Below are 24,937 nucleotides of genomic sequence, written 5' to 3'. Positions count from 1 at the left end.
GATTAAGCGCTGGGCTCGGAGTCCTGGGGCTTTGGCGCACTGGCCAGGGCCTGGAGCAGCGCCGGATCCTTGATGGCCTTCATGATGATTTCCTCGGCACCGGTCTTGCCGTCCATGTAGGTCAGCAGGTTGGCCAACTGGGTCCGCGCCTCGAGCAGCTTGTTCAGCGAGTCGACCTTGCGTGCCACGGCGGCAGGGCTGAAGTCGTCCATGCTTTCGAAGGTGATGTCCAGGCTCAGGTTGCCTTCACCGGTCAGCTCGTTCGGGACGTTGAACGCGACCCGCGGTTTCATGGCCTTGAGGCGCGAGTCGAAGTTGTCGACGTCGATCTCCAGGAACTTGCGGTCGGCCACGGCGGGCAGTGGCTCGGCGGGTTTGCCGGCCAGGTCGGCCAGTACGCCCATCACGAAAGGCAACTGGACCTTTTTCTCGGCGCCGTAGAGTTCCACGTCGTACTCGATCTGGACTCGTGGCGCGCGGTTGCGCGCGATGAATTTCTGAGAACTTTGCTTCGCCACGTTGCTGCTCCTGGTCGCCCTTGCGACGGTGTAGGCGTCATCGGTATAGGCCGTTAACGTAACTGCGCGGGGTGTTCGGGCTTAGTCGCCTTCGGGACCGCGCAGATTTTCAAACTGGGACATGCCGTCGGGAATAAGGTTGCGCACGATCGCCTCGAAGTCGGCATGGACCAGATTCTTCGCCCGGTTCAACAGCACCGGCAACGGGCTGGAAGGCTCGTGGCGGGTGTAGTAGGCGAGAATCCGGTCGAGGCTGCGCAACACGTCGTCGCGGTTGCCGATCTCGCCGGTGGCGCGTGGCGCCGCGACCGTGGCGGCGTCCGCTGGCGCGGAGTCGCCGGCTTCGCCGCTGCTGTCGGCATCATCCGAAGCCGGGGCGGCACCGCCCGGGGCGTATTCGGCGAGCACCTGCAGGGCCAGCTTGAGTGGCTGGCGCAAGGCGCTCAGGTCGACGCCCTGGGCCGAACCGACCTGTTCGGAGACGTAGCGCTCGATGGCGTCCAGGCTGCTGCGGGACTCGGTGATGGCGTTGCGTACCGCTTCCAGCTCATCCGGGTCGGTGTCGCGCAGGGCACCACTCAGTTCGTCGGGGCTCAGGCTTTCATCGGGAAAGCTCAGCAGGCCGCTGGCGTTGAGCGCGGCACGCAGGGTCACGGTGCCGAAGGCCCGTGAGCGGGTCAGGATGCTTTCGCGCAGCAGTCGTACGTTGGTATCGCAAGCCAGGCCCGACAAGGCGTTGACCCTTACGGTGGGGTCATTGTCGTCATCGGCGTCAAGCTGGGGATAGAGTTCGCCCCAGTATTGCTGGAGCAACTGATGGATCAGTTCGAGTGCATCGCGCAGGCCGACGAAGCCTTCGAGGGCCAGACTGCTTTGCGCCAGGAAATGGGTGATGCGCAGATCCTTGCTGCGTTGCAGCAGGGTCGTGCTCGATTGTTCGATGGCCCGCCAGGCGGGAGGTTCCGCCGGTTGCACGGAGTCGCCCATGATGCGCTCGGGCTTGCCCATGGCATCACGTTCCAGTTGCAGGAATTGCGCGTCATATTCCAGATCTTCGCCGCAGGGCGAATTCGCGGAAACAGCAGCAAGCAACAACGGCAGGTCCAGCAAGTTCGATCTCCTTATCGTCTGGCAAAGTGCCAGGTATTACCTGAACCTATTTCCCAGGGAAAGTTCCCTGGGAAAGTCTCATAATTGTTCGTGACATGAAGCCTTTGATATCAGTCGGCCATCATGTATAAACAGGAAGTTGTGCATTTTTGGTGTAGTACTTGGGGCTTGTCAAGGTAAGCTACTCACCCTTTGTTACAGTTGTGACGGGCTCGGCAAGGTGGTCGACTACCGGGTCAGGGCCTGTACGATTGTAAGAAAATTGTAGGTAGAATCTTGCAGTTTCGCCGAAACGGCTGGAAACGATGGGTTTTACCCAGGGGTCTGAAGACCCGGACCGCGCTTGCTGCAGGAACACCGCAGCGGGCGGGCTGTGCGTGGAAGTACTGCAAGGAGGCGCAATGTCGCTGTGCTTGACTATTACTAGTTATCACAAGATCACCCCTGGCCAATGTCCTGAAAAGACCATGGACAAGGGAGTGATGGCAATTGGCCGTAGTCCTGAGAATGACTGGGTACTACCTGATCCGGAGCGGTTGGTTTCTTCACGTCATTGCGTCATCCAATACAAGGATGGTCGTTACTATCTGACCGATAACAGTACCAACGGCGTGGAACTGGTCAATTCCGGTATTCGTCTGCGCCGGGGTAACAGTGAGCTGTTGCAGGATGGTGAGGTTATCCGCATCGGCGAGTACGAAATCCGCGTGCGGATCGACTTCAATCTGCAACTGGCCGATTCCCCCCTGTCCGGGGTGGATACCTCCAACAGCTTCGAAGCCCTGATGGGCCGTGCCGCGGCCGCCCCGGCGCCGACGCCGCAACCGGCGAGCATCCCGGCACATTTCCAGGGTGGCTCGGCGATGGATACCTTCCCCGACCTGTTCGATTTTCTGACGCCCGCGAGCGTGCCGCCGGCGACCGTGCCGGATCATGTGCCGGCGCAGCAGCATGACTTTCGCCCGCCGACGCCAGTGGCTCCCCCTGCGCCGGTGATTCCGCCGCTTCCGGAGATCACCTCGGCACCGGTCGCAGCCCCCGTGGCGAACATGATTCCGGAAGATTGGGATCTGTTCGGCGAGACGCCCAAGACGCCGGCCAGCCAACCGGTGGCGATTCCGGTGGCGATTCCCGAGATCGTTGCGCCGGCGCCCTTGGCGGTGGAGCCTGTCCCGGCTCCGGCTCCGGCTCCGGCTCCGGCTCCGGCCGAGCCTGTTTCCATCCCCGTCGCGCAGCCTGCCCCGGTGGCCGCCCCGGTTCCATCTGCAAGCCCGCAGGCCGACCTGTTGCAGGCTTTCCTGCGCGGCGCCGGGCTCGACCAACTGCGCATCGACGGCGCCCAGGTGGAGGCGCAGATGGAAGCGGTCGGGCGCAGCTACCGGCTGATGGTCGAGGGCCTGATCGACGTCCTGAGGGCGCGCAGCAGCCTCAAGGGCGAATTCCGCATGCAGCAGACGATGATCCGTCCGGTGGAGAACAATCCGCTGAAATTCGCGCCGAATGCCGATGAAGCCTTGCTGCTCCTGCTGCGTCATGGCAACCAGGCGTTCATGGCTCCGGACCAGGCGATCCGCGACAGTTTCGACGACCTGCGGGCGCACCAGTTGGCGGTCATGGCCGGGGTCGAAGCGGCGATCAAGCACCTGCTCAAACGGTTCGAACCGGCCGAACTGGAGGCGCGCATGAGCCGTCCGGGCGGCTTGTCGAACCTGTTCGGCGGGTCGCGCCAGGCGCAGAACTGGCAGCAGTTCACCGAGTTGTACTCGCGGATTTCCCGCGAGGCCGAGGACGATTTCCAGGATCTGTTCGGGCGCGAGTTCAGCCGGGCGTACGAGGAGCACAGTGCCCGCCTGGGCCGACGCTAGATTGGGGGGTGGCGGCCTTGAGAGGACTTTCGCGGGCAGGCCGGCTCCCACAAGGGAGCGGTCCTGCTGCAGGTTTTACAAGCGGCTCGACACCCGTGGCAGCGGGTTTGCCCGCGAACAGGCCGGTGGAGGCGCCAGCACTCTGCAGGCTGAAGACAACACTGGATTTCAACGGAAAGCCAGACCGTCACTGAGGACGCAGGATGATTCACCGAGTTTTACTGGCAGCGGCCATGGTGCTGCTGCTCAACGCGTGCGGCAGGGACGCGGCCGCGCCAGCGCCGGCCGATGAGCCGTCCGCCGACAGCGCCACCGCTGTCCTGAACTTTCATGCCATCAGCGGTCTGAACCCCGGCGCCAACGGCGCGCCGGCTCCGGTCCGGGTACGCATTTTCGAATTGAAGAACACCGCCAACTTCAATCGGGCCGATTACTTCGCCCTGGCCGAACGGGCCCAGGCGACCCTCGGTGCCGACCTGATCGATCAGGACGAAGTGCTGGTCCAGCCCGGTCAACAATTGAGCATCGAGCGGCCGCTCAACCCCGCGACCCGCCACGTCGGGCTGGTGGTGGGCTATCGCGAGATCGACCAGGCGTTGTGGCGCAGCGTACTCAGCGTCCAGCCCCGGCAGGTTACCGACTATCAGATCAGCCTCGATGTGCGCGCCGTGCGCAGCGCCGTCGAAGGCTCCGCCCCATAGGCAAACGGAGAAGCCATGTCCTGGAACAATCGAGTGGTCTGGTCGGAAGGCATGTTCATCGGAACGCAGCACTTCCAGCAGCATGACCGTTACCTGGAAAACCTGATCGATGCCCGCAGCCGCCCTCTGGCGGTCGGGGCCTGGGGTTTCTCCGAACTGTTGATCGACCAGGGCCTGCTGGCCCAGGGCAAGCTGGCCATCGTGTCCGCCAAGGGACTGCTGCCGGATGGTACGCCGTTCAATATCCCCCACGACGACCTGGCGCCGAGCCCGCTGAGCATCGAGGAGGGGCTGCGTGATGGCGTGATCTATCTGGCGCTGCCACTCAAGCGTGCCGGCGCCCGCGATACCGTGGACGAAGGCGAGGAGTTGGGTGGTGCACGTTACCTGAGCCAGGTGCGCGAGGTGCGCGACGACAACGCGCCGTTCGAGAACCGTGCGCCGGTGGCCGTCGGTTCCCGTGCGCTGCGCCTGCTGACCGAAGGGGATGGCCTGAGTGACTATGCCGCCATAGGCCTGGTGCGGATCAAGGAAAAACGCGCCGACCGCGCCCTGGTGCTGGATGAAAGCTACATCCCGCCGGTGCTCGACGTGGCCGCGAGCAAGCCGCTGGCGGCGTTCCGCAGTGAGCTGCTGGGCCTGCTGCACCAGCGCGGCGAAGCTCTGGCCGGCCGCGTGGTCGCCTCGGGCGCCGGTGGCGCCTCGGAGATCGCCGACTTCATGTTGCTGCAACTGGTCAACCGCGCCGAACCGCTGGTCAGCCACCTGAGCCAGTTGAGCCCGCTGCACCCGGAGCGTTTCTACAGTGAACTGGTGAGCCTGGCCGGCGAGTTTTCCACCTTTTCCCAGAGCGGTCGGCGCCCGGCCGAGTATCCGCAGTACCAGCACGATGCGCTGGCGTTGAGCTTCGCGCCGGTCATGCAGGCGTTGCGCGAGGCGCTGTCGATGCTGATCGACAGTAAGGCGACGCCGATCCCGATCGTGGAAAAGGCCTACGGCATCCATGTGGCGATGCTGGCGGACAGAACGCTGATCGACAACGCAAGCTTCATCCTGGTCGTACGCGCCGACATCCCCAGCGAAACCCTGCGCGGGCGTTTCGCCCAGCAGAGCAAGATCGGCTCGGTGGAGCACATCCGCGACCTGGTCAACCTGCAACTGCCGGGCATCGGCCTGTTGCCACTGCCAGTGGCGCCGCGGCAGATCCCGTTCCATGCCGGCTCGACCTACTACGAACTCGATCGTGGCAGCGAGCACTGGAAGCAACTGATGCATTCCGGCGGTTTCGCGTTCCACGTCGCCGGGGAGTTCCCGGGGTTGAACCTGGCGTTCTGGGCCATCCGAGGATAAGTGGCGATGCACTCCAATGAAGATCCGCTGGGCCAGCCAGCCCCGGTCCCCAACGACCGTACCCAATTCATGCCGCGCCCCGGTGGTCGCGAGCCCCAGGCCGCCCCGCGGGTCGAGCCGGCCGCGCCGCTGTCGATGCCGGCGGCGCCGTTGCCGATCGGCCAGTCCCAGGGCCTGAATCCGCTGGAAAGCGCCGCCGGCCCGCTGCTGGCGCTGCTCACCCGGTTGCGAAACACCATCGCCCACCCGGCCCCGGCCAGCCTGCGGGCGCAGTTGCTCGGTTACCTGCGCCAGTTCGAGGAGCGCGCCGAGGCCGCCGGTGTGGCGCGCAACGAGGTGCTGCTGGCGCGCTACGCGCTGTGCACCGCCCTCGACGAAGCGGTGCTCAGTACGCCGTGGGGCAGCACCAGCGAGTGGGGCAAGCAGAGTCTGCTGATCACCGTGCACAACGAGGCCTGGGGCGGCGAGAAGGTGTTCCAGCTGCTCGAACACTGCCTGCAGAGCCCACGGGAGCGCCTGTACCTGCTGGAACTGCTGTACCTGTGCATGTGCCTGGGCTTCGAGGGCCGTTACCGGGTCATGAACGACGGCCGCAGCCAACTGGAGGCGCTGCGTGAGCGCACCGCCGCGACCATCCGCAGTGCCCGTGGCGAATACGAGCGCGAACTGTCGCCGCGCTGGCGCGGCCTGACCGTGGCCCGCGATCGCCTCAGCCAGTTCATGCCGCCCTGGGTCGGCGTGGCGATCGGCCTGGCATTGCTGCTGGCCCTGCTGTTCGGCCTGCGCATGAAGCTGGCCTCCGACGCCGAACCGGTGTTCAGGAACATCCATGCCCTGGGCGAAATCCCGGTGCAGACCATCGACCGGCCGGTAGTGCGGCCCAAGGTGGTCGAGCGGCCGCGCCTGGCCGGTTTCCTCGCCGAGGAGATCAGGGCCGGCAAGGTTGCGGTCGAGGACCAGGTCGACCGTTCGGTGGTGACCATCCGTGGCGACGAACTGTTCGCCTCGGGCAGCGCCAGCATCGTCGACGACTTCCAGCCGCTGATGCTGCGCATCGCCGATGCGATCCGCAAGGTCAAGGGGCAGGTGCGGGTCACCGGCCACAGTGACAATCGTCCGATCGCCACCCTGCGCTTCCCGTCGAACTGGGCGTTGTCCCAGGCGCGGGCCGAGCAGGTGTTGCAGATTCTCGCGGCGAAGACCGGCCAGCCCGAACGCTTCAGTGCCGAAGGGCGCAGCGACACCGAGCCGCTGGCGTCGAACGCCACGGCCGAGGGCCGGGCGAAGAACCGTCGGGTGGAAATCACAGTCTTTGCGGAGGGAGTCGAGTGAAGGCTTTTTTCGGTTTTGTCATTCGCTGGGTGATCCCGGTACTGGGGCTGATCGCCCTGAGCCTGATCATCTGGTTCGTCGGTCCGCTGCTGGAGGCGCTGGTGCCGGAAGGGCGGCGTTGGGCGCTGATCATCCTGATCTTCGCGATCTGGATCGCCTACCGCGTGTTCCGCCTGATCCAGGCCCGTCGCCAGGCGGCGAAGGTCATGCAGAGCCTGGCCGCGGACACGCCGCCGGACGCGGCCAGCGTCGCCACCGCCGAGGAGCTGGCGACCCTGCGCCAACGCATGGACGAGGCCCTGGCCCTGCTGAAGAAGGCCCGGCTCGGCGGTGACGAGCGCCGCAACCTGTACGAACTGCCGTGGTACGTGATCATCGGCCCGCCCGGTTCGGGCAAGACCACCGCGCTGGTCAACTCCGGCCTGCATTTCCCGCTGGCCGCGCAACTGGGCGCCGGGGCGATCCGTGGTGTCGGCGGCACCCGCAACTGTGACTGGTGGTTCACCGATGAAGCCGTGTTGCTCGATACCGCCGGCCGCTATACCACCCAGGACAGTCATGCCCAGGTGGACAAGGCGGCCTGGCTGGGCTTCCTCGATCTGCTCAAGACCCAGCGTTCGCGCCGGCCGATCGACGGTGCGTTCATCGCCATCAGCCTGTCCGACCTGCTGCTCGGTACCGACGCCGAACGCGCGGCCCATGCCGCGGCGATCCGCGCGCGGATCCAGGAACTGTACACCCAGCTCGGCGTGCGCTTCCCGATCTACCTGATGCTGACCAAGCTCGACCTGGTGCCCGGCTTCATGGAGTTCTTCGATGCCCTGAGCAAGGAGGAGCGGGCACAGGTGTGGGGCACGACCTTCACCTTGGACGACGGCAAGAACGCCGAAAGCCCGCTGGTGCACTTCAAGGGCGAGTTCGCCGCGCTGGAGCAGCGGCTCAACGAGCGCCTGGTCGAACGCCTGCAGCAGGAGCGCGACCCGGCTCGCCGCGATCTGATCTACGGTTTCCCGCAACAGTTCGGTGCGTTGCGCGAGTGCCTGCAGAGCTTCCTCGACGGCGTGTTCAAGCCCAACGCCTATGAAGACCGGGCGCTGCTGCGTGGGGTGTACTTCACCAGCGGCACCCAGGAAGGCAGCCCGATCGACCGACTGATCGGTGCCATGGCCCAGAGCATGAGCCTGGACCGCCAGCACCTGGCCCGCCAGAGCGGCACCGGGCGCAGTTATTTCATCGAGAAGCTGTTCACAGCGGTGGCCTTTGCCGAGCGTGGCCTGGTCGGGGTCAACCCCAAGGTCGAGCGGCGGCGCAAGTGGCTGGCCCGTGGCGTGCTGGCGGCGACGGTGGCGGTGGTGCTGCTGGTCAGCACCCTGTGGCTGATCAGCTACAAGGCCAACCAGGCCTATATCGCCCAGGTCGACCAGAAGGTCGCGCCGCTGGGCCAGAGCGTGCAGAACCTCAGCCCGGCGCAGCGCGACGTGCTGGCGGTGCTGCCGCTGCTCAATGCGGTCCGGCACCTGGCCGGCGATGCGCCGGGCTGGTCCGAGGGCCTGGGTCTGTACCAGGGCGACATGCTCGAGGCCGAGTCCGCCAGCGTCTATCGCAAGCTGCTGATCGCGGTGTTCGCGCCACGCCTGGTGACCCGGGTCGAGGAACAGTTGCGCAGTGGCGGCAGCTCGGACTTCCTCTATGAAGGCCTGAAGGCCTACCTGATGCTGGCTGACAACGAGCACTACGACCCCGAGTTCATCAAGGCCTGGATCGCCCTCGATTGGGACCGCAACCTGCCACGCGACCTGCCGCCGGATCAGCGCCTGGCGCTGGGCGAGCATCTCAAGGCGTTGTTCGACCGGCATCCACCGAATGCCCGGCTGGACGAGCGGCTGATCGACGACCTGCGGCGCCAGTTGCAGCGGTTGCCGGTGGCGCAGCGGGTCTACGACCGGGTCAAGCGCCAGAAACTGCCGGCCGGGGTGAGCGATTTCCGCATCAGCGACGCCGCCGGCCGCGACGCCGCGCTGGTGTTCAGCCGCAAGAGCGGCAAGCCGCTGAGCGAACCCCTGAGCGGCTTCTTCACCGCCAAGGGCTATCGCGAGGCGTTCCTCCTGGCCAGCCTGAACCAGGCCGGGACCCTGGCGGAAGAGCAGTGGGTGCTGGGCCGCGACCAGGGCGAGCAGCAGAACGTCGCCAGCCTGGCGGCGGATGTGCGCCGCCTGTACTTCCAGGATTACCTGCGCCAGTGGGATGCCTTGCTGGCCGATATCGACTTCGTACCGATCACCAGCGTGGCCCAGGCGGCCGATGTGCTGCGGGTGATTTCCGGACCGACCTCGCCGCTGAAGAAGCTGCTGGTGGCGGTGGCCAAGGAAACCGACCTGCAACAGGAAGAACGCCTGCTGGCGGCCCAGGGCAAGAAGGTCGACAGCGGTGTCGACCAGATCAAGCAGCGCCTGGGCTCGATGCTCGGCCAGGAACAGCCGGCCAGCGATGCACCGGCGGCACCGGCCGAGGACCCGGTCAGCGCGCATTTCGCCGAACTCAATGCCCTGGTCAGCAAGGGCGAGGGCGAGCCGGCGGCCATCGATGGCCTGCTGGCGGACATGAACGCGCTGTACGTGCAGGTCAGCGCCATGGTCGGCGCCAGCGGCGATGCCCTGCTCGGCGAGGCCAAGAACCAGGCCGCCGGTGCCGCCGCCCGGGTCAGCCTGAATGCCGAGCGGCAGCCGCCGCTGGTGCAGGGTCTGGTCAAGTCGGTGGTCAGCTCGACCACCAACAGCATGATGGGCGGGGTGCGCAACCAGCTCAATGCGGCCTGGGTCAGCGAGGTGGTGAACGTCTACCGGCAGTCCCTCAGCGGGCGTTATCCGCTGTCCCCCGGCAGTGCCCGGGATGCGACCCTCGACGACTTCGGCCAGTTCTTCGGCGTTGGCGGGGTGATGGACAATTACTTCCGCAAGTACCTGCAGCCCTACGTCGACACCTCGACCGCGACCTGGCGCTGGCAGCCGGGGGCGGCGCAGAAACTGGGGATTTCGCCGGGCGTGCTGCAGACCTTCCAGCGCGCCGCGGCGATTCGCGACGCGTTCTTCCGTTCCGGCGGCACCCAGCCGATCGTGCGTTTCGAACTCAAGCCGGTGGCGATGGATGCCTCGATCACCCAGTTTCTGCTCGATCTCGACGGCCAGCAGATCAGCTACGACCACGGCCCGAGCCGGCCTGTGGCGATGCAGTGGCCGAATCCGGGCAGCATCGGCGTCGTCCGCCTGTCGATCTCGCCACCCTCGGCCACCGGCCGCTCTGGAGTGACCCTGGACGGTCCGTGGGCCTGGTTCCGCCTGCTGGAGCAGTCGGACCTGGTGGCCGGCAACTCGCCGGACCGCTTCAACCTGCGCCTGCGGGTCGACGGCGCGAGCATCTCCTACGAACTGCGTGCCAACAGTGCCTTCAATCCGTTCAAGAGCCGCGTGCTCAGCGGCTTCAGCCTGCCGGAGCGCCTATGACGACAGTCGGTTACTACGGCAAGCTGGCCAGCCGCGGCGACTTCGTCAGTCGTGGGCTGCCCCAGGGTTTCGTGCAGCCGTGGGACGCCTGGCTGGCGTCCGGGCTGCACGCCAGCCAGCAGCAACTGGGCAGCGACTGGCTGAACGTGTACCTGGTCAGCCCGCTTTGGCGTTTCGTGCTCGCCCCGGGGGTCTGTGGTCCGGAAGCGGTGGGCGGTGTGCTTATGCCGAGTATCGACCGGGTCGGGCGCTACTTTCCGTTGACCATCGCCCAGCCGCTGGATGAAGGGCATGCCCTGGCGACGGTGGTCGGTGGCGCCGATGACTGGTTCGAGCGGGCCGAAGCGCTGTTGCTGGCGACCCTGGAGGAGGGCGCCAGCTTCGAGGCGTTCGAACACGGTGTGCAGAACCTGGGCCGGCTGGTCTTCGCCAACAAGATCCCGGGCAGCGAGTTCGCCGGCCTGCAACGCTTTGCCGCGCTCGACGCCGAGTCTCGTGTCCAGGCTCTGGCCGAACAGGCCTGTGTCGGTACGAGCCTGTGGTGGGGGCGAGGCTCGCAGCGGATCGACGCGGGTCTGATGCGGTGCCATGGGCTGCCGGCCACCGCCGATTTCGGCAGTTTCCTGCTGGGCAAGGGGGCGGCGAGCTAAATGGTCAATACCCCTGACATCACCTACAAGTCGGCCAGCTACAGCCATGTCGGCATGGTGCGCCAGATCAACGAGGACGCCTGCCTCGACCTGCCCGATGCCGGCCTGTGGGCCGTGGCCGATGGCATGGGCGGGCATGCGGCGGGCGATTACGTCGCCAGCCTGATCGTCGACACCCTGCGGCGCATTCCGCCGTCGGACTCCCTGGCGATCTACAGCAATGCCCTGCGCACGCGCCTGGCCGAGGTCAACGCGGCGGTTCGCGAAGAGGCCGGCAACCGCGGCGTATCGATGATGGGCAGCACCGTGGTGCTGCTGGCGGTGCGCGGTGACACCGCGATCTGCCTGTGGGCCGGCGACAGCCGCCTGTACCGCCTGCGCGATGGCCAGCTGGAGAGCATTTCCCGCGACCACAGCTACGTCCAGGACCTGCAGGACAGCGGCCTGCTCAGCGAAGCCGAGGCGCGGGTGCATCCGCGGGCCAATATCGTCACCCGGGCGATCGGCGTCGAGGCGCAACTGGAGCTGTCGACGAGCAACTTCCAGGTGCTCCCCGGCGACAGCTTCCTGCTGTGCAGCGATGGCCTGAACAAGACCGCCGAGGATGCGGAGATCCGCGATGTACTCGGCCATCCGGAACCCTATGCCGTGGTGCGCAGCCTGGTCCACCTGGGCCTGACCCGGGGTGCCCCCGACAACATTACGGCGATCGTCGTCAAAGCCACCTGAAGACACTTCCACACATGGACATACTGATTCCCGGATTCGACATAGACGGCGAGATTGGCGAAGGCGCCATGGCCACCGTCTATCTGGCGACCCAACGGTCGCTGGAGCGCAAGGTGGCGCTGAAAGTCATGGCGGCCGCGCTGGCCGCCGACCCGACCTTCTGCGAGCGCTTCCTGCGCGAAGGTCGGACCCTGGCGCGGCTGTCGCACCCGCATACCGTGACCATCCACGATATCGGCAATGTCGGCGAGCTGTACTACATGGCCATGGAGTACCTGCCCAACGGCACGCTCAAGGAGCGCATCGCCGCCGGCCTGAGCCCGGAGCAGGGGGTGCAGTACATCCGCCAGATCGCCTCGGCACTGGGCTACGCACATGCCCAGGGGCTGGTGCACCGCGACGTGAAGCCGGCCAACATCCTGTTCCGCGCCGACGGCACCGCGGTGCTCTCGGACTTCGGTATCGCCAAGTCGCTGGATGACCGCACCCAGTTCACCCAGGCCGGATTCGCCGTGGGCACGCCGAGCTACATGAGTCCCGAGCAGGCCCGTGGCCAGGAAATCGACGGCCGTGCCGACCTCTACGCCCTGGGCGTGGTGCTCTACGAAATCCTCGTCGGCAAGCTGCCCTATACCGGTACCGACGCGCTATCGACGGCCCTGGCGCATCTTACCGAGCCGCTGCCGGAACTGCCGATCCAGCACGGCCGCTACCAGCACATTCTGCAACGGTTGCTGGCCAAGGACCCGGCGGAGCGCTTCGCCGATGCCGCGGCCCTGCAGGCGGCGTTGGACAATCTGCCCGCCGAGGACGGCATGGAGTCGACCCTGATCCAGCCCCTGGCGTTGCCCAGGACGCCCGATAAGCCGGCGACCGCCGACCTGGGCGGGCTGACACCGGTCTCGATCGACATCCCCAGCCAGCCAACGGCGCAACCGGCGTCGCGGCCAGTTCCCCAGGCCGCGCCACAACCGGCTCCGCAGCCGGTGTTGCGTGACAGCGCCGACTCGCAGCAGCGCCGCGGCCCGGTGCTGGCCCTGCTGGCCGTCGCGGTGGCGGCGGCCATTGGCGTCGCGGGTGCCGGCTACTGGTGGCTGGGCAGCGACAAGCCGGTGAAAGTGCCGGCGACCACCGGTACCATGACGCCGTCCTCCGGTACGCCAGTGACGAGCAGCTCGCCCCCGCCGTCGACCACGCCAGCGGCCTCGAACAAGCCGGCGGACCCGCTGAGCGCGACCCCGACGGCCCAGGTTTCATCGGCTGAAGCCGACGGCGGCAACCGGCCGTTGCTGATGGTGGGCAAGAAGACCCTGTTCCAGCGCGTGTTGAGCCAGCCTGGAGCGCAGCTCTACAGTTCTCCCGGTGGGCAGGCGGGCAAGGCGCTGCCGACGTTCTCCGTGCTCTACGTCTATCAGCGCAAGACCGTCGATGGCGCTCCCTGGCTGCGGGTCGGTGCCGCCAGCGACGGGCGCGACGAAGGCTGGTTGTCGGGTGCCAAGGTCAGCGAATGGAAACAGAGCCTGGTGCTCAAGTTCACCGAGCGCTCCGGGCGCGAGCCGGTGATGTTCCTGCGTGACGCCGCCGATATCGACAAGCTGCTGGCCAACCCGGCTTCGGCGAAGAATCTGCTGCTGAGCGCACAGAAGAACCCGGCCGACAACCAGCGGGTGCTGGCTCTGGAGCCAGCGGCCAGTGCGGTACCGCAGAACCAGTTCTACCTGCTGCCGATCTTCGGTTCGCGCGAGAGCTTCGACGAGAATGGCCAGCCGGTGCAGTTGCTCAACGTCGCCTCGATCGACCCCGGCGGCACCCCGCAGAAAACCGCCAATGGCGCGGCACCGGTCGCGGCGGCGACGGACAAGTTCCGCACCGCCATCGTGCTGGTGGTCGACACCACGGTATCGATGCAACCCTACATCGACCAGGTCCGCGACGTGGTCCATGAACTGCAGAGCAAGATCGCCGAGCGCGGCGAGCTGGACAGCGTCAGCTTCGGCATGGTCGGTTTTCGCAACAACATCCAGAAGACCCCGGGCCTGGAATACCTGAGCAAGACCCTGATCACCCTCGACCAGGGCCGCGACCCCGAGCGCTTCCTCGAGCTGGCACGGCAGGTCAAGGCGTCCACGGTCTCGAGCCATTCGTTCAACGAGGACTCCTTCGCCGGGATCATGCAGGCGGTCGACGGCATGGACTGGTCCGGTTATGGCGGCCGCCTGATCCTGCTGGTCACCGACGCCGGTTCGCTGCGCAAGAACGACCCCTACAGCAGCACCCGGATGAACGAGGCGGAGATCCGCCAGGCGGCGCTGAGCAAGCAGATCAAGATCTATGCATTGCATCTGCGCAGCGACGCCGGCAAGAAGAACCACGCCTTCGCCGAACAGCAGTACCGTACCTTGACCGCCGACGCCAACCCGAAGATCGGCGATCTCTACATTCCGGTCCAGGGCGGCGATGCGCACAAGCTTGGCGAGCGGGTCGAGGAGATCGGTTCGGTGTTCGCCAACCTGGTGCACCAGGTGCGCAGCAACCAGGCCCAGGCGGCGCCGGTGCTGGCGGCCGCGCCGAGCCTGGCGGACAAGTCGGCGGCCATCGGCTATGCCATGCACATGGACTTCCTCGGCCACAAGGGCGCCAGTCAGGCACCGCAACTGGTCAGCGCCTGGACCGCCGACCGCGACCTGACCAACCCGGCGCTGCCTGCGTTCCAGGTCTGCGTGATGCTGACCAAGCTGCAGCTCAACGACCTGCAACAGTCGCTGAAGCTGATCGTCGATGCCGCGCGCAAGACCCAGAGCTCGCCGAAGGACTTCTTCCAGGAAATCGCCAGCGCCAGTGCCTACATGAGTCGCGACCCCTCGGCCCTGCGCAAGGGCGGCAACCTGGCCGACGGCGGGGTGCTCGGCGAGTACCTCGAGGGGCTGCCGTACCGCAGCAAGTCGTTGAGCATGACCCAGGATCTGTGGCTGTCGCTCAGCGTGGCCGAACAGGAAGACTTCATCGACGAACTGGAGTCGAAAATCCGCCTCTACGAGACGTTCCACAACGATGTGGCCAACTGGGTCCGCTTCGGCGATGCCGAGCCGGGTGACGCGCTGTACCGCGTGCCGCTGTCGACGCTGCCGTGATGATCAGCCTGCGTGAGGTGCGCAAGACGCGCGGCGAGGGGGCCCAGCGCTACAGCCTGGTGATTCCGCGCCTGGACCTGGTGCCGGGGCAGCAGTGGGCGGTGGTCGGCCCCAGCGGCTGCGGCAAGAGCACCCTGCTCGACCTGCTGGCGCTGGTTTCGGCGCCGGACCGTGCCGGCCTGTTCGCCTTCGAGGCGGCTGCTGGCGCGCAGGATATCGCCGGGCTCTGGCGCGAGGGACAGCACGACCTGCTGGCGCAGTTGCGCAGCCGCTACCTTGGCTATGTGCTGCAGACCGGCGGGCTGCTGGGTTTTCTCGATGTGCGTGGCAACATCGGGCTGTCGCGCAAGCTGCTGGGCATGGCGGACGATGGCAGCGTGCGGCGGCTGGCCGAGCAATTGGAGATCGCCGACCAGTTGGACAAGAGACCCCAGGCCCTGTCGGTCGGACAACGCCAGCGTGTCGGCTGTGCCCGGGCCCTGGCCCATGCGCCGCGGCTGTTGCTGGCCGATGAGCCGACGGCCGCACTCGACCCGCTGAATGCCGGGCGGGTCATGCAGTTGCTGCTCGGGCAGGTGGCGGAGCAGGGCGCCTGCTGCGTGATCGCCAGCCACGACGAAGCGCTGGTGCGCGACCTGGGCATGAGCGTGCTGCGCATTACCTGCCAGCGCGACGCCGATGGTGGTGTGACCGCGACCCTGGGAGGCCAGTCATGATGCGCGCTTCGCTGGTGGCGGGCCTGGCCTGGCAGGATTACCGCGCCGATGCGCGGCTGTCGGCCTGCTCGGTGCTGGCCCTGGTGGCGGTGATCGCGCCGTTGCTGGTGTTGTTCGGACTCAAGTTCGGCCTGGTCAGCAGCCTGACCGAGCGGCTGGAGCGCGACCCGCTGGTGCGCGAAATCATTCCCCTTGGCGGTGGGCGCTTCAGTGCGGCCTACATCGCCGAGCTGGGTCGGCGGGATGACGTGGCCTTCGCCCTGCCGCGGACCCGGCAGATCGCCGCCACCGCCGACCTGTCCATCAGTCGCCAGGGGCCGGCATTGAACGTCGAGATGATCCCGACTGCCGAGGGCGACCCGCTGCTCGGCGGACAGCCGGCACCCACCGGGCTGGCGGCGATGCTGCTGAGCTACACCGCCGCGGAAAAGCTCGGGGTGAAGCCCGGTGACTGGCTCGAGGTATCCTTCGGACGCCAGGTGGCCGGCCGGGTGGAAAGCCAGCACACGCAGATCCGCGTGCAGGCGGTGCTGCCACTGGAAGCCTTCGGTCGCGATGCCCTGTTCGCACCGCTGGCGCTGCTGGAGGCTGCCGAGGATTATCGTGATGGCCGTGGCGTACCGATGCTGGGCTGGAGCGGCGAGCCGGCCGGCTCCGCCGCGCAGCGGGTGTACCCGGCCTTCCGCTTGTACGCCCGCGAGCTCAGCGACGTCGAGCCGCTGCGCCAATATTTCGTCGAGCGCGGGCTGCTGGTCTCGACCCAGGCCCAGACCATCGCCCAGGTACAGTCGCTGAGTCGCAACCTGTCCATCGTATTCTGGATTATCGCCACCCTGGCTCTGTTCGGGGCCTTCGCGGCGATCTGCGCCGGTGCGCTGGCGGCGGTCGAGCGCAAGCGTCGCGAGTTGTCGGTGCTGCGCCTGCTGGGCCTGGGCACCGCGGCGCTGCTGCTGTTCGTGGTGCTGCAGGCACTCTACAGCGGGCTGTTCGCCGCGGGTCTGAGCATCGTGCTGTACCTCGTCGCGGAGCAGGGCCTGAACCATCTGTTCGTGCAGGTGGCCGGCGAATATGCCAGCCAGTTGCTGTGGCGCCATTACATGCTGGCACTTTTTTCGGTGTTGGCGGTCTGTGCTCTGGCTGCGGCCCTCGGTGGCTGGCGAGTGGCACAGATAGAAGCTTCGGAAGGAATCAGAGATGTTTAAGCTGCGCAGCGCGGCCCTCATGGTGTTGATCGGTTCCCTGGGCCTGGTTTCTCCGGGCTCAGGAGGCCTGGTGCGGGCCGACGACGACACCAACAAGCTGGACAATCCCAAGCCGCTGAGCGGCGATATCAGCCTGCCGTTGCCGTGCGATGGCGAGATGGTGTTCCGTTACGTCTATATCCTCGCCCAGGGCACTCTGGATGACCGTGAGATCAGCCTCGGCTACCCCTTCAGCGAAGACGAGCCGGGCTACAAGCAGTCGTTCATTTCCGGCTATCGCCGGGATTTCATCAACGGCCAGTTCACCCTCAAGGACCTGCCGGCCGACTGGCAGAAGGCGATTGCCCCGGCCTTGCCGAAGACCGATGCCGGCTCGCCGTTGAAGCCGATGTTCTATTTCATGGGCAAGTACCCGGTGACGGCGCGCCAGTACGCGCTGGTCATGTCCCAGGCGCAATCGCTGGCCAGCGGCGAGCCGGCCCCGGCCTGCGAGGCGCCGGAAGGCATTGCCGGGCGCCTGCCCAAGGTCAAGGTGTCGCGCTTCGATGCCGAGCGCTTCTCCGCGGTCTATAGCGCCTGGTTGATGAAGTATCATCGTGACCGGCTGCCGGTCAGCGGTCGTGGCGGCTCGGCCGAGGACGGCGGTACCGGCTTCGTCCGTCTGCCGACCGAGGTCGAGTGGGAATACGCCGCCCGCGGTGCCCAGGCGGTGGGTCGCCAGGAACTGGAAGGGCGGCTGTTTCCGCGACGGCAGCCGGGCAGCGACACGGATGGGCCGTTGTCCGACTATGCGGTGTTCAACCAGGTCGCCGGCGGTACCGGCCAGGCACCGCGGCTGATGCCGGTGGGTACCAAGCTGCCGAACCCGATCGGCCTGTTCGACGTGATCGGCAACGCCGCGCAGATGGTCCAGGAGTCGTTCCAGTTGGTCCATGCCGGGCGCCGCCAGGGTGCCTATGGCGGCTTCGTGGTCAAGGGTGGCAACTATCTGGAGGGCGAGGGCACGCTGTTCACCGGCATGCGCCGCGAGTACCCGCTGTTTGCCGCCGATGGCACCGAGCAGAGCAACGAGACCACCGGTTTCCGCGTCGCCATCGGCGCCCTGTCGGCACCGCGCTCGCGCTACAAGGAACTGTTCGAGCAGTGGCAGAAGGAGGGCCGCCTGGCCGCCCTGACCGATGCCATCGACGACGCCCAGGATCCGACCAAGCGTCTGGACAGCATCATCACCGGCACCACCGACCCGCGTCTGCAGGCCGAGCTGGGGCTGGTCAATGAAGAACTCAAGCGCAATGTGTCGCTGATCGCCCGGCAGCGCGAGGAAGCGGCCGGCAACCTGATCCAGTCGGCGGCGCTGGTGGCTGAAACCGTCAACAACTACAACATCCGCCTGACCAACCTGAAGAAGAGCCGCCAGCAGGCCGTCGATGCCAAGGACGAGGCCAGCGCCGCGCTGTTCGCCACGGCCATCGACAACGGCACCAGCGCGCTGGACGGCGCGGTGGCGATCTACATCGACAACCTGGCAACGGCCACGCGTTACACCGATGCGGTGATCCAGGCGCAGTTCCAGCGGGTCAAGGAGGAGCTCAGTCGCAAACCCGTGCTCGGCAACAGCCTGGTGGCACGGGCGACCCTGTTCGTTCGTCATGTGGGGGACTACCGCAAGCAGCAGCGGGCCGACCCCGCGACGATCTTGAAAGCGTTACTCGCATCCACCGCCCAGAAGCCCTGAGCGTTGGGAATCCGGCGAGTGTAGAGGGGATCCGGGCGGTAGGTGCCGCATCGGCCAAGTCAAACCAAGAAAGGAAACATGAACATGATTTTCTCCAGCAAACCCCTTGTTTCAACCTCGTGGTGCCGTGCCGCGCTGTGGGTTGCCGCCGGATTCAGCACCGTGCTGATGGGCGGCTGCGCCACTTCGCCAACCTCCAAGGTCGGCGCCAGCACCAAGGTCGAGTACTACCCGACCTGCTACGAGCCGGTGCAGCACCTGCGTGCCACCGATTCGGACATGACCCGTTCCATCGCCACCGGCGCGGTGATCGGTGCCCTGGGCGGTGCCGCGCTCGGCGCACTGACCGGCGACGACTCGAGCAAGCGCGGCCGCAACGCCGCCATCGGCGCCGCCGGTGGCGCGCTGGCCGGTGGCGCGGCCGGCTACTACGCCGAGAAGCAGAAGCAGATCGCCGACGACAAGCAGCGCATCAGCTCCTATGCCGGCGACATCAGCAAGAGCGCCGCCGAGATGGACCGCAACACTGCCTACGCCCGTGCTTCCCAGAGCTGCTACCAGCGTGAGTTCGCCAACCTGGTCTCGGCCCGCAAGGCCAAGACCATGGGCGACGCCGAAGGTCGCAAGCGCCTGGCGGAAATCGTTGCCGGCCTGAAGGAGTCCAACGACCTGATCGTTGCGGTCAATGGTCGCAACGCCGAAGACCTGAACAACTACACCCAGGCCTACGAGCAGGATCTGCGTCAGGTCGGCGTGCAGCGCACCGACGTGGTCACCGTGGCGACCGCCGATACCGCACCGGTGGTCGCGTCGACGACCGGCAAGACCAAGGGCAAGAAGCCGGCCAAGGTTGCCAAGAAGCCACTGCCGACCGTGCCGAGCGAAGCGGTCGCCACCGAGAAGACCCTGCAGGACGCCAACGCCAAGAAAGCCGAGAGCCAGCAAGTCGCCAGCACCGGCCAGTCGCAGGTCAACAGCATGTGCAAGAACCCGGACCTGGGCGACTGGGCGCCGGTGCCTTGCCCGAACGTTTGAGTGACCGCCTGGTCACGAACGTGCTGATATAAGCGGCAAACGCCAGCCGATCTTCCTGCAAAGCAGGAGATCGGTGGCGTTCTTCGAACAAACCGCTACACTGCGCCGGCCCTTTCATTTTTCTGCCGAGGCGTTGTGCATGAAATTCCGTTTTCTTCTCTGGGCGATGGGCCTGCTGATGGCCCGGGCCAGCCGCAATAACCCCGCGTTCCAGCAACAACTGGCCGACAAGGCGCTGGTATTCCAGCTGCAGACCCTGGACGGCAGGATCGCCCGCCACTTCATCGTCAAGGACCAGCGCATCACCAGCAAGTCAGGCAGCCATCCGGAGCCGGCGTTCGCCATCGGCTTCAAGGATGCCGCGTACGGTTTCGCCACGCTGCAGGCGAAGAACAAGCAGCTGGCGTTCATGACGGGGATTCAGGACAAGTCGATCCAGATCAAGGGCAACCCGGCGCTGGTGATCTGGTTCCAGGGGCTGACCAAGTACCTCAAGCCGAAGAAAAAGAAGGCCTGAGGCATCGCTGACGGTCAGTAATGATCGTTCCCACGCTCCGCGTGGGAATGCAGTCCGTGACGCTGTGAGTCACAAAAATGGACGCCGAGCGTCCAGAGAGGCGTTCCCACGCGGAGCGTGGGAACGATCGGTATCCGGGTCCTACAGTCGTCGGAAGCTCAGTGTTGGCTGAACTGCGAAGCCAGCTCGCGCAGCAGCACTTCAGCCTCGAGCACCTTGTTCACCACGTCCTCGGCCTTGTCGCGGCTCAGGCCCAGGCGGTCGAGCAGGGCGTCGGGGATCTCTTCGTCCGGCCCGGAACCGATGTTACGGCTGCGTAGCAGGCGTACCGCCAGGCACACCAGGTTCGGGTACTCGGCATAGATGCCGTCATAGTGCGGGTCGTGCTGGAAACGCAGCGCGGTGGCCAGCTCATCCGGCATGTCCCAGTAGCGCATCAGCCAGGCACCGATCTGCTCGCGGCTGATGCCCAGCAGGTGCTGCTCGACATAGCTGTGGCACAGGTGCGGGTTGACCTCCAGGTGCCGGCAGATCAGCGAGAAATGCGGCGGGAACACGTGGGCCAGCAGCAGGTAGCCGAAATTGTGCAGCAGGCCGGCCAGGTAGGTCAGGCCGGCTTCCGGGCGCTGGGCGCGCGGCATGGCGCGGGTCAGGCCCTCGATCACCGCGGCGGTGTAGATCGATTGCTGCCAGTAGGGGGTGCTGTGCTGTGGCTGGTCCTTGGGCAGGCTCAGGGTCTTGCCCAGGGCGAGGCCCAGGGCCAGGTTGATCACCAGGTCGAAACCCAGCACCCGCACGATGGCGTCTTCCACTGAACGGATCTTGCCCGGCGAGGCGTAATACGGCGAGGCCGCCCAGCTCACCACCTGTGCGGCCAGGGCCGGGTCGGTCTCGACCACGCCGGTGATGTCGTCGATGGTCGCGTCGGGATCGACCCGCAGCTTGATGATCTTCTGCGCGGTTTCCGCCAGCGGGGGAATCTCGATGGTCGCTTCCAGGCGCTGCTGGATGCGCCGGGCGGTGAACACCTGGACCGCCTGGGTGATTTCCTTGCGGTCGTCGTCCGGACGATCGAGGTTCGGACGGATGTTGCCCACGCCTTCGCCGAAGCTGGCGGCGCTGGCCTTGGTGAGCATGCTCTTGAAGTCTTCGGTGGCGATTTCCAGCAGCAGGCCGGTCTCGCCGGAGTTGATCAGCAGGCTCGGCTCGCGCAGCAGCTGCTCTTCGTACAGGCAGGGCGAACTGGTCAGTGCCGGCAGGCCGGGCAACAGGTGCAGGCTGTGCTTGCCGAGCATGCGCTCCAGGCGTTCGGTCGAGACGGCCGTCAGGCGCCGACCGGTGAGTTCGGCCAGGCGGTTGAGGTCGAGCAGCTGGTTCTGCGGGAACAGGACCATGAGCGCACCAACTGCGTCATCGAGCAGCACCGCCTGAACCTTGCGCGCCGCGGGCAGACTTGGAGAGTCGGTGACTTCGCGGTAGTTGATGGCGAGCTTGTCGAGCAGCATGCGAACCACGGACGGGGTGTGCGGGGTTGCATCGATGAGGGCAACTTCAGTCATGGCCTGTATCCGGCTTCCTACAATTTCAGCAGTATAACCAGCTTGTCCCGGTCATAGGTCCACGAATTGTGAGGTCTATCACACTTGGCCGTATTGCTGGCCGTGACGCAGCCAGCGTTCCAGCAGCGGGCTGACGTGTTGCGGCCAGCGTGCCAGCAAGGCCTGGGCCGCATCGCGCACGGCCGGGAGCAGGTCGGCGTCGCGCATCAGGTCGGCGACCTTGAATTGCAGCAGGCCGGTCTGGCGGGTGCCGAGCATTTCGCCGGGACCGCGCAGTTCCAGGTCCTTTTCGGCGATGATGAAGCCGTCGTTGGTCTCGCGCATGATGCCCAGGCGCTGGCGACCGATCTGCGACAGCGGTGGGTGATAGAGCATCACGCAATGGCTGACGGCGCTGCCGCGACCGACCCGGCCGCGCAACTGGTGCAATTGCGCCAGGCCCAGGCGTTCGGGGTTCTCGATGATCATCAGGCTGGCATTCGGTACGTCGACGCCGACTTCGATCACCGTGGTGGCGACCAGCAGCTGCAGGTTGCCGACCTTGAACTCGGCCATCACCGCGGCTTTTTCCGCCGCTTTCATGCGCCCGTGGATCAGCCCGACCCGCAGCTCGCCGAGGGCGGCGGTCAGTTCCTCGAAGGTGGTTTCGGCCGCCTGGCAGGTCAGTTCCTCTGACTCCTCGATCAGCGTGCACACCCAGTAGGCCTGGCGGCCTTCGGCACAGGCGGCGCGGACCCGTTCGACCACCTCGAAGCGCCGGCTGTCGGCGACCAGCACGGTGTTCACCGGGGTCCGGCCGGGTGGCAGTTCGTCGAGGATCGAGGTGTCGAGATCGGCGTAGGCGCTCATCGCCAGGGTGCGTGGGATCGGTGTGGCGGTCATGATCAACTGGTGCGGGCACATCTGCCCGCCAACGCCTTTCTGGCGCAGGGCCAGGCGCTGCTGCACGCCGAAACGGTGCTGCTCGTCGATGATCACCAGGGCCAGGTTCTTGAACCGCACTTCGTCCTGGAACAGTGCGTGGGTGCCGACCACCATCGGCGTGCCGCCCGCGATCTGTTCCAGGGCGTTGGTGCGGGCCTTGCCCTTGAGTTTGCCGGCCAGCCAGGCGGTTTCGATACCCAGCGGAGTCAGCCAGCGCTGGAAGTTGATGAAATGCTGCTCGGCGAGAATCTCGGTCGGCGCCATCAGCGCCACCTGGTAGCCGGCTTCCAGGGCCTGCAGGGCTGCCAGGGCGGCGACCACGGTCTTGCCCGCGCCGACATCACCCTGGATCAGTCGCAGCATCGGCTCGGGCTGGCTGAGGTCGTAGGCGACCTCGTTGCCGACCCGCTGCTGGGCACCGGTCGGCGGGAAGCCAAGGTTGGCGAGAAACTGCGCGGGCAGCTTGCGCGCTTTCGGCAGCGCCGGGGCGCGCAGGGCCCGCAGGCTTTCGCGCAGGCGCTGCTGGGACAGCTGGTGGGTGAGCAGCTCTTCAAAGGCCAGACGATGCTGGGCCCAGTGATGACCGAGGGCCAACTCCTCGACGTCGGCATCGGCCGGCGGCTGGTGCAGGTAGCGGATCGCATCGTCCAGCGGTGCCAGTTGATAGTCGCTGGCCAGTTCGCGCGGCAGCCAGTCCGGCAGGCTGCGCGGGCCGAGCATGGCCAGGCTCTGCTGGCTCAGCAGGCGCAGGCGTTGCTGGGTCAGGCCTTCGGTCAGCGGGTAGATCGGCGTCAGGGTCTGGTCCACCGGCGGCGGTTCATCGCCGGTCAGTGCGCGGTATTCCGGGTGGTAGATTTCCAGCCCCGAGGCACCGGGGCGGGCTTCACCGTAGCAGCGCACATGGGTGCCGCGCTTGAGGCCTTCCTTCTGGGCATTGCTGAAGTGGTAGAAACGCAGGCTCAGGCTGCCGGTGCCGTCGTTGAGGCGCACCAGCAGGCTGCGGCGCTTGCCCATGACCACGTCGGCGCCGCTGACCACACCCTCGATCACCGCGTCCTGGCCGGGGCGCAGGGCACCGATGGGAACCACGCGGGTGCGGTCCTGGTAGCGCAGTGGCAGGTGGAACAGGACGTCCTGGATGGTCTCCAGGCCGACCCTGGCCAGCTTCTCGGCCATGGCTTCGCCGACCCCCTTGAGGGCCGTGACGGACACCTGCGACAGCTCGGTCACGGCATTCAGCTCGCAACGGGTGGCTTGGCCACCGAGCACAGGCGGATCGAATCGGCGAGGATCTCGATCGCCTTGGGCCGCGGGAAACTGGCGCGCCAGGCGATGGCCACGGTGCGGAACGGAGTCGGTGGCGTCAGTGGACGCACCTCGATGACACCGGGCGCATAGTGGTGGCTGTCCACGGCCGACAACGGCAGTACCGACACGCCAAGGCCCGAGGCGACCATGTGGCGGATGGTCTCCAGCGAGCTGGACTCGACCGTGGTGTGCTTGGAGGCCTCGGCGCCCTTGCCCAGGGTTGGGCAGGCTTCGAGGACCTGGTCACGGAAGCAGTGGCCTTCGCCCAGCAGCAGCAGGCTCTTGTCGTTGAGCAGGGCGCTGTCGATGGTTTCCTTGCGGGTCCAGGGGTGCGAGGCCGGCATGAGCACGTAGAACGGTTCGTCGTACAGCGGCAGGGTCAGCACGTCGGCCTCGTTGAACGGCAGTGCGATGATCACCGCGTCCAGCTCGCCGTTGCGCAGCTTGTCGCGCAGCACGTGGGTGAAGTTTTCCTCGATATACAACGGCATCTGCGGCGCGACCCGGTGCAGTTGCGGGATCAGGTGCGGGAACAGATACGGGCCGACGGTATAGATCGCACCGACTTTCAGCGGCGCGGTCAGTTGGTTCTTGCCGGCCTGGGCCAGTTCACGGATGCCCTGGGCCTGCTCCAGGACCTTCTGCGCCTGGGCGACGATGCTTTCGCCAACCGGGGTCAGGCGCACGGCGCTCTTGCTGCGCTCGAAAATCAGCACGCCCAGTTCGTCTTCCAGTTTCTTCACACCCACTGACAGGGTCGGCTGGCTGACATGGCAGCGCTCGGCCGCGTGGCCGAAGTGTTGCTCTTGGGCGAGGGTAACGATGTAGCGTAGTTCTGTCAGGGTCATAGCGGGCGTCCATGAAGTTGCCAACCAAGCATAACGGCTGCAATCGATAGACGCACGTTATCAGGTGAAGGTTTGGTGAAGATCGTTGTCAATCTCGACGCGATGTTGTGGGAGACGGCCGGGCGGTGCTCCCACAAGGGCCAATTAGACTTCTCCGGTGGTCAGATAGGCTTCTGGAAAAGTAACGGCCATTTCTCTCGTTGTGAA

At 66.3% G+C, this 24,937-nt stretch carries 18 protein-coding genes; 13 read left to right on the top strand and 5 right to left on the bottom strand.

All coding sequences use genetic code 11. The annotated features are described in order from the left end of the window. Window positions 1–2: 2 nt before the first annotated feature. Both tssB and tssA read right to left on the bottom strand, forming a co-directional pair. Complete coding sequence (tssB, locus tag K675_RS0101375) at window positions 3–518, bottom strand: type VI secretion system contractile sheath small subunit (protein WP_017901716.1); 516 nt, start codon at window positions 516–518, stop codon at window positions 3–5. A gap of 81 nt (window positions 519–599) precedes the next feature. After that, window positions 600–1,625 (bottom strand): type VI secretion system protein TssA, encoded by a 1,026-nt coding sequence (tssA, locus tag K675_RS0101370; protein WP_026144821.1) that lies wholly within the window; start codon window positions 1,623–1,625, stop codon window positions 600–602. Window positions 1,626–2,029: 404 nt separating this feature from the next. Here tssA and tagH point away from each other — a divergent pair, with 404 nt between their 5' ends. From tagH to K675_RS0101305, 13 genes are all read left to right on the top strand, one after another. Continuing rightward, window positions 2,030–3,493: a type VI secretion system-associated FHA domain protein TagH gene (tagH, locus tag K675_RS0101365; RefSeq protein WP_026144820.1), complete on the top strand. Its 1,464-nt coding sequence runs from the start codon at window positions 2,030–2,032 to the stop codon at window positions 3,491–3,493. 203 nt (window positions 3,494–3,696) lie between these two features. Continuing rightward, window positions 3,697–4,194 (top strand): type VI secretion system lipoprotein TssJ, encoded by a 498-nt coding sequence (gene tssJ / locus K675_RS0101360; protein ID WP_026144819.1) that lies wholly within the window; start codon window positions 3,697–3,699, stop codon window positions 4,192–4,194. A 15-nt stretch (window positions 4,195–4,209) separates the two neighbouring features. Further along, a complete protein-coding gene (gene tssK, locus K675_RS0101355) occupies window positions 4,210–5,544 on the top strand; it encodes a type VI secretion system baseplate subunit TssK (protein ID WP_017901712.1) in 1,335 nt (444 codons plus the stop codon). A gap of 6 nt (window positions 5,545–5,550) precedes the next feature. Continuing rightward, on the top strand, window positions 5,551–6,876 hold the full coding sequence (locus K675_RS0101350) for a DotU family type VI secretion system protein (RefSeq protein WP_017901711.1): 1,326 nt from the start codon (window positions 5,551–5,553) through the stop codon (window positions 6,874–6,876). Then, window positions 6,873–10,376, top strand: a complete 3,504-nt coding sequence (gene tssM, locus K675_RS0101345) for a type VI secretion system membrane subunit TssM (protein ID WP_017901710.1) — start codon at window positions 6,873–6,875, stop codon at window positions 10,374–10,376. Before K675_RS0101350 ends, tssM begins: the two co-directional genes overlap by 4 nt. Further along, window positions 10,373–11,026 (top strand): type VI secretion system-associated protein TagF, encoded by a 654-nt coding sequence (tagF, locus tag K675_RS0101340; protein WP_017901709.1) that lies wholly within the window; start codon window positions 10,373–10,375, stop codon window positions 11,024–11,026. Before tssM ends, tagF begins: the two co-directional genes overlap by 4 nt. Further along, window positions 11,027–11,755, top strand: coding sequence for a PP2C family protein-serine/threonine phosphatase (locus K675_RS0101335; protein ID WP_017901708.1), 729 nt, complete (start codon window positions 11,027–11,029; stop codon window positions 11,753–11,755). 14 nt (window positions 11,756–11,769) lie between these two features. Beyond that, on the top strand, window positions 11,770–14,886 hold the full coding sequence (locus tag K675_RS0101330) for a serine/threonine-protein kinase (RefSeq protein WP_017901707.1): 3,117 nt from the start codon (window positions 11,770–11,772) through the stop codon (window positions 14,884–14,886). After that, entirely contained in the window at window positions 14,886–15,602 is a 717-nt protein-coding gene (locus tag K675_RS0101325; RefSeq protein ID WP_017901706.1) for an ABC transporter ATP-binding protein, read from the top strand. The genes K675_RS0101330 and K675_RS0101325 overlap by 1 nt, the downstream gene beginning before the upstream one ends. After that, window positions 15,602–16,804, top strand: coding sequence for an FtsX-like permease family protein (locus tag K675_RS0101320; protein ID WP_026144818.1), 1,203 nt, complete (start codon window positions 15,602–15,604; stop codon window positions 16,802–16,804). Before K675_RS0101325 ends, K675_RS0101320 begins: the two co-directional genes overlap by 1 nt. Continuing rightward, entirely contained in the window at window positions 16,797–18,539 is a 1,743-nt protein-coding gene (locus tag K675_RS0101315; RefSeq protein ID WP_017901704.1) for a formylglycine-generating enzyme family protein, read from the top strand. The genes K675_RS0101320 and K675_RS0101315 overlap by 8 nt, the downstream gene beginning before the upstream one ends. A gap of 84 nt (window positions 18,540–18,623) precedes the next feature. Further along, the gene (gene tagQ, locus K675_RS0101310; RefSeq protein ID WP_026144817.1) at window positions 18,624–19,574 is read left to right on the top strand and encodes a type VI secretion system-associated lipoprotein TagQ; all 951 of its coding nucleotides are present in this window, start codon (window positions 18,624–18,626) and stop codon (window positions 19,572–19,574) included. A gap of 139 nt (window positions 19,575–19,713) precedes the next feature. Next, window positions 19,714–20,091 (top strand): hypothetical protein, encoded by a 378-nt coding sequence (locus K675_RS0101305; RefSeq protein WP_026144816.1) that lies wholly within the window; start codon window positions 19,714–19,716, stop codon window positions 20,089–20,091. A 158-nt stretch (window positions 20,092–20,249) separates the two neighbouring features. On the opposite strand, the gene K675_RS0101300 is transcribed toward K675_RS0101305, so the two are convergent. From K675_RS0101300 to K675_RS0101290, 3 genes are all read right to left on the bottom strand, one after another. Beyond that, the gene (locus K675_RS0101300) at window positions 20,250–21,650 is read right to left on the bottom strand and encodes an aminoacyl-tRNA deacylase and HDOD domain-containing protein (protein ID WP_017901701.1); all 1,401 of its coding nucleotides are present in this window, start codon (window positions 21,648–21,650) and stop codon (window positions 20,250–20,252) included. A 78-nt stretch (window positions 21,651–21,728) separates the two neighbouring features. Next, the gene (recG, locus tag K675_RS0101295) at window positions 21,729–23,804 is read right to left on the bottom strand and encodes an ATP-dependent DNA helicase RecG (protein ID WP_026144815.1); all 2,076 of its coding nucleotides are present in this window, start codon (window positions 23,802–23,804) and stop codon (window positions 21,729–21,731) included. A gap of 5 nt (window positions 23,805–23,809) precedes the next feature. Further along, the gene (locus K675_RS0101290) at window positions 23,810–24,730 is read right to left on the bottom strand and encodes a hydrogen peroxide-inducible genes activator (protein ID WP_017901699.1); all 921 of its coding nucleotides are present in this window, start codon (window positions 24,728–24,730) and stop codon (window positions 23,810–23,812) included. Window positions 24,731–24,937: the final 207 nt, after the last annotated feature.

Source organism: Pseudomonas fuscovaginae SE-1 (assembly GCF_000364705.1).
Taxonomy (GTDB): Bacteria; Pseudomonadota; Gammaproteobacteria; order Pseudomonadales; family Pseudomonadaceae; genus Aquipseudomonas; species Aquipseudomonas fuscovaginae_A.
Note: the sequence above shows the minus strand (reverse complement) of the source record. Positions and strands in the feature narration are given on the sequence as shown.